Source organism: Methylobacterium sp. B1, assembly GCF_000333255.1.
Classification (GTDB): Bacteria; Pseudomonadota; Alphaproteobacteria; order Rhizobiales; family Beijerinckiaceae; genus Methylobacterium; species Methylobacterium fujisawaense.
Window position 1 is genome coordinate 1 of the sequence record NZ_BACT01000773.1, and the last position, 4,165, is coordinate 4,165.

4 protein-coding genes are annotated in these 4,165 nt (G+C 71.4%); 2 read left to right on the forward strand and 2 right to left on the reverse strand.

Going from position 1 to position 4,165, the window contains the following annotated elements:
• A partial coding sequence (serB, locus tag I53_RS22430) for a phosphoserine phosphatase SerB (RefSeq protein ID WP_043354875.1) occupies positions 1-731 on the reverse strand: 731 nt, incomplete at its 3' end.
• A 14-nt stretch (positions 732-745) separates the two neighbouring features.
• Between serB and miaA the strand changes: the two genes are divergently transcribed.
• On the forward strand, positions 746-1,666 hold the full coding sequence (gene miaA / locus I53_RS22435; RefSeq protein ID WP_043354877.1) for a tRNA (adenosine(37)-N6)-dimethylallyltransferase MiaA: 921 nt from the start codon (positions 746-748) through the stop codon (positions 1,664-1,666).
• Positions 1,667-1,861: 195 nt separating this feature from the next.
• Here miaA and I53_RS22440 read toward each other — a convergent pair whose 3' ends face one another.
• Positions 1,862-2,731 carry an NAD(P)-dependent oxidoreductase gene (locus I53_RS22440; protein WP_043354879.1) on the reverse strand — a complete coding sequence of 290 codons (870 nt, stop codon included), beginning with the start codon at positions 2,729-2,731 and terminating at the stop codon, positions 1,862-1,864.
• A 288-nt stretch (positions 2,732-3,019) separates the two neighbouring features.
• On the opposite strand from I53_RS22440, the gene I53_RS22445 reads away from it, so the two are divergent.
• Positions 3,020-4,165, forward strand: a 1,146-nt coding sequence (locus I53_RS22445) for a carbon starvation CstA family protein (RefSeq protein WP_043354881.1), incomplete at its 3' end; no start/stop codon positions are given.

The window sequence follows — 4,165 nt, forward strand, 5'->3', positions numbered from 1 at the left end:
CCCACCGCCAGCGTCTCCGCAGGGCCGAGGGACAGCGCCTCACGGAGTTCGATCAGCGCCGCGCGCTTCTCGGCCTTCCCGACGATCGGATCCTCCACGAAGCCGGTGAGCCGTCCGTCCGCCACGCCCAACAGGTTGGACCGGTGCTCGTCGAAGCCGATCATCGCCGCGATCGGGCCGGTGAACAGGGTGAAGCCGCCCGAGACGAGACAGGTGTGGGCGCCGTGCGCCCGCATCGTCCGCACCAGGGTGCGGCCGCCCGGGGTCAGGGTCAGGTGCTCGGCGATCAGCCCGTCGACCGCACCGACCGGGATGTCCTTCAGGAGCGCCACGCGCTCGCGCAGCGCCGGCTCGAAGGCGATCTCCCCGCGCATCGCCCGCTCGGTGATCCTCGCGACATGCTCCTTGAGGCCGAGCGTTCCGGCGAGCTCGTCGATGCATTCCTGCTCGATCATGGTGGAATCCATGTCGGCCAGGAACAGGCGCTTGCGCCGGTGCGCGTCGGCGGGGAGCACGGCGAGGTCGATGGGTTCACCGGCAAGGGCCGTCCGCAGCGCGTCGGTGAGGGACGCCGCGGCGGCGGGCTCGCCCGGGACGAGCAGCTCGGCCGCCACCGCGCCGTGCAGGATCCGGGGCTGGTGCTCCGTCCGCAGCACCGCGCGGGCCTCGGCCAGCACCGCATCGGTGATGGACGGCCGATCCGGGTTTGCTATCAGGACCGCGACCAGCATCGTGGAGTTTCACCTTGCCGCCAGACCGGGAGGAAGCCGGGGGGCGCCCGGCGGCGATCCTCATCGCAGGGCCCACCGCGTCGGGCAAGTCGGCGCTGGCCGCCCGGCTGGCGGAGCGTCACGGCGGCGTGGTGATCAACACCGATTCCATGCAGGTCTACGGCGACCTGCGGCGCCTCACCGCCCGGCCCGACCCGGACGAGGAGGCACGGGTGCCCCACCGGCTCTACGGGCATGTCGACGGCGCCGTGAACTATTCCGTGGGGCATTTTTCACGGGATGTGGCGGCGCTGCTGACGACGCTCGACGGGCAAAGGCCGGTCTTCGTCGGCGGCACGGGCCTGTACTTCCGGGCGCTGGAGCAGGGGTTTTCGGAGCTGCCGCCGGTGCCCGAGGCCGTGCGCGCGCAGGTGCGGGCGGAGGCCGAGGGCCGTCCCACCGAGGCGCTGCACGCCGACCTCGCCCGCCACGATCCCGAGGGCGCCGCCCGCCTGCGCCCGAGCGACCGGATGCGGGTGATGCGGGCCCTGGAGATTTTTCTCGCCACCGGCCGGCCGATCGCGAGCTTCTACGGCGATCCGATACCCGGGCCGCTCGCCGGGTGGGCCCTCGAAAAAATCTTCCTGGCCCCCGACCGCGCCGTGTTGCGCGCCCGCATCGACGCCCGCTTCCGGACCATGATCGCCGAAGGGGCGCTGGACGAGGTCGCCCGCCTGCACAGGCGAAACCTCGACCCGCTGCTGCCGGTGATGCGCGCCCACGGCGTGCCGGGCCTGATCGCGTATCTCGAGGGGGCGATCGGACTCGAGGAGGCGATCGTCCGGGGACAGGCGGATACCCGGGCCTACGCCAAGCGCCAGTTCACGTGGTTCCGCCACCAGATGGGGGAGGACTGGCGCTGGATGGATCCGGAGGAGGCCGCGGCGGCGCTGTGAGGCTTCCCGCGGGCTCCCTCCCCGTGCGGGTGAGGGAGCCCGGCTTCCGGAGAAGGCAGGGCCTGCACGCGGAGCAGAATCCTGTTCTGTGCGGATGCTGTCCTCGCCCGACACCCCCTCTCCCGCGACGGGGCGAGGGAGGGGGTACACGGGGCCGTTTCCGACCCCTCCGGACCGCGAGGGGAGCTGCCGCCCTCAGCGCTCCAGCCGGGCCACGAGGCTCGACGTGTCCCAGCGGTTGCCGCCCATGGCCTGAACCTCGGCGTAGAACTGGTCCACCAGCGCCGAGACCGGCAGCTTGGCGCCGTTGCGGCGGGCCTCGTCCAGCAGGATGCCGAGATCCTTGCGCATCCAGTCGACCGCGAAGCCGAAGTCGAACTTGCCCGCGTTCATGGTCTTGCCGCGGTTCTCCATCTGCCAGGAGCCGGCGGCGCCCTTGGAGATCACGTCGAGCACCGCTTCCACGTCGAGGCCGGCGCGCTTGGCGAAGTGGACGCCCTCGGAGAGGCCCTGGACGAGGCCGGCGATGCAGATCTGGTTGACCATCTTGGTGAGCTGGCCGGCGCCCGCCGGGCCCATCAGCCGGCAGGCCCGGGCGAAGGACCCGATCGCGCCCTCGACCTTGGCGTAGGTCGCCGCGTCGCCGCCGCACATCACGGTCAGCACCCCGTTCTCGGCGCCGGCCTGGCCGCCGGAGACCGGCGCGTCGATGAAGCCGAGCCCCTTGGCCTCCGCGGCCGCGGCCAGTTCCCGGGCCACCTCGGCGGAGGCGGTGGTGTGGTCCACGAAGACCGCGCCCGGCGTCATGCCGGCGAGCGCCCCGTCGTCGCCCAGCACGACGCTGCGCAGGTCGTCGTCGTTGCCCACGCAGGCGAAGACGATCTCGGCGCCCTCGGCGGCCTGCCGGGGCGTGGGGGCGAAGGCACCGCCATAGGTCTTCACCCAGGCTTCCGCCTTCGGCGTGGTGCGGTTGTAGACGGTGACGTCGTGGCCACCCTTCTTGGCGAGGTGGCCAGCCATCGGCCCGCCCATCACGCCGAGACCCAGGAATGCGACCTTCGCCATGGTTGTCCGCTCCTCGCAGGCCCGGACCGCGCCGGCGCCCTTCCTTCTCCGACGGCGGGCGGCGACGGAGCTCGGCAGCCTGGCCGTGAAGGGGGTCGGGGCCGTGCCGGAGACCCGATGTGACACATTGGGCGTCGTGCCGCCGCCGACGCTGCATCACAGCTCGGATCGCTTGCGTCAACGGCGGACCAATAGGATAACCCGCCCGTGTAGCCCGGGACCACGAAGTCCCAGCCGGAGCCCCCGCGCGTGGCCCCGTGCGCGAGGCGGTCGGTCAGGGAGTGGGACATGGGTACGGCGCTCGGCAGGCATGGGCCATGGGTCCTCGTGGGCGCCCTCGGCGCCGCGGCGCTGGCGATCGTGGCGAGCCAGCGGGGCGAGACCATCAACGCCCTCTGGGTCGTGGTCGCGGCAGTCTGCGTCTACCTGATCGCCTACCGCTACTATTCCCAGTTCATCGCCGACAAGGTGATGCGCCTCGACCCGAAGCGCATGACGCCGGCCGTGCGGCACAATGACGGTCTCGATTACGTCCCCACCAACCGCGGCGTCCTGTTCGGCCACCACTTCGCGGCGATCGCGGGCGCGGGCCCGCTGGTCGGCCCGGTGCTCGCCGCCCAGATGGGCTACCTGCCCGGCATGCTCTGGATCCTGGCCGGCGTGGTCCTCGCCGGCGCTGTGCAGGACTTCATGGTCCTGTTCGTGTCGATGCGCCGGGACGGCCGGTCGCTCGGCGAGCTGATCCGGGCCGAGCTCGGGACGATTCCCGGCATCATCGCGCTGTTCGGCACCTTCCTGATCATGGTGATCCTGCTGGCCGTGCTGGCCCTCATCGTGGTCAAGGCGCTCGCCGAGAGCCCCTGGGGCACCTTCACGGTGATGTCGACGATCCCGATCGCCATGCTGATGGGCGTCTATTCCCGCTATATCCGGCCCGGCAAGATCGGCGAGGTCTCGATCCTGGGCTTCGTCCTGCTGATGCTGGCGATCGTGGCCGGCGGCTCGGTGGCGGCGAGCCCGGTCTGGGGACCGGCCTTCACCTTCACGGGCCCGCAGCTCTGCTGGATGCTGATCGGCTACGGCTTCGTCGCCTCGATCCTGCCGGTCTGGCTGCTCCTCGCCCCGCGCGACTACCTGTCGACCTTCCTCAAGATCGGCACCATCGTGGGCCTCGCCCTCGGCATCGCCGTCGTGGCGCCGCACATGCAGATGCCGGCGGTCACCAAGTTCGTCGACGGCACCGGTCCGGTCTGGGCGGGCAGCCTGTTCCCGTTCCTGTTCATCACCATCGCGTGCGGCGCGGTCTCGGGCTTCCACGCCCTGATCTCGTCGGGCACCACCCCGAAGCTGATCGCCAGCGAGGCCGATGCCCGCTTCATCGGCTACGGCGGCATGCTGATGGAATCCTTCGTGGCGATCATGGCGCTGGTCTCG

Coding starts and splice junctions, on each gene's coding strand:
- I53_RS22440 (WP_043354879.1), bottom strand. CDS start 2,731: ATGGCGAAGGTCGCATTCCTGGGTCTCGGCGTGATGGGCGGGCCGATG.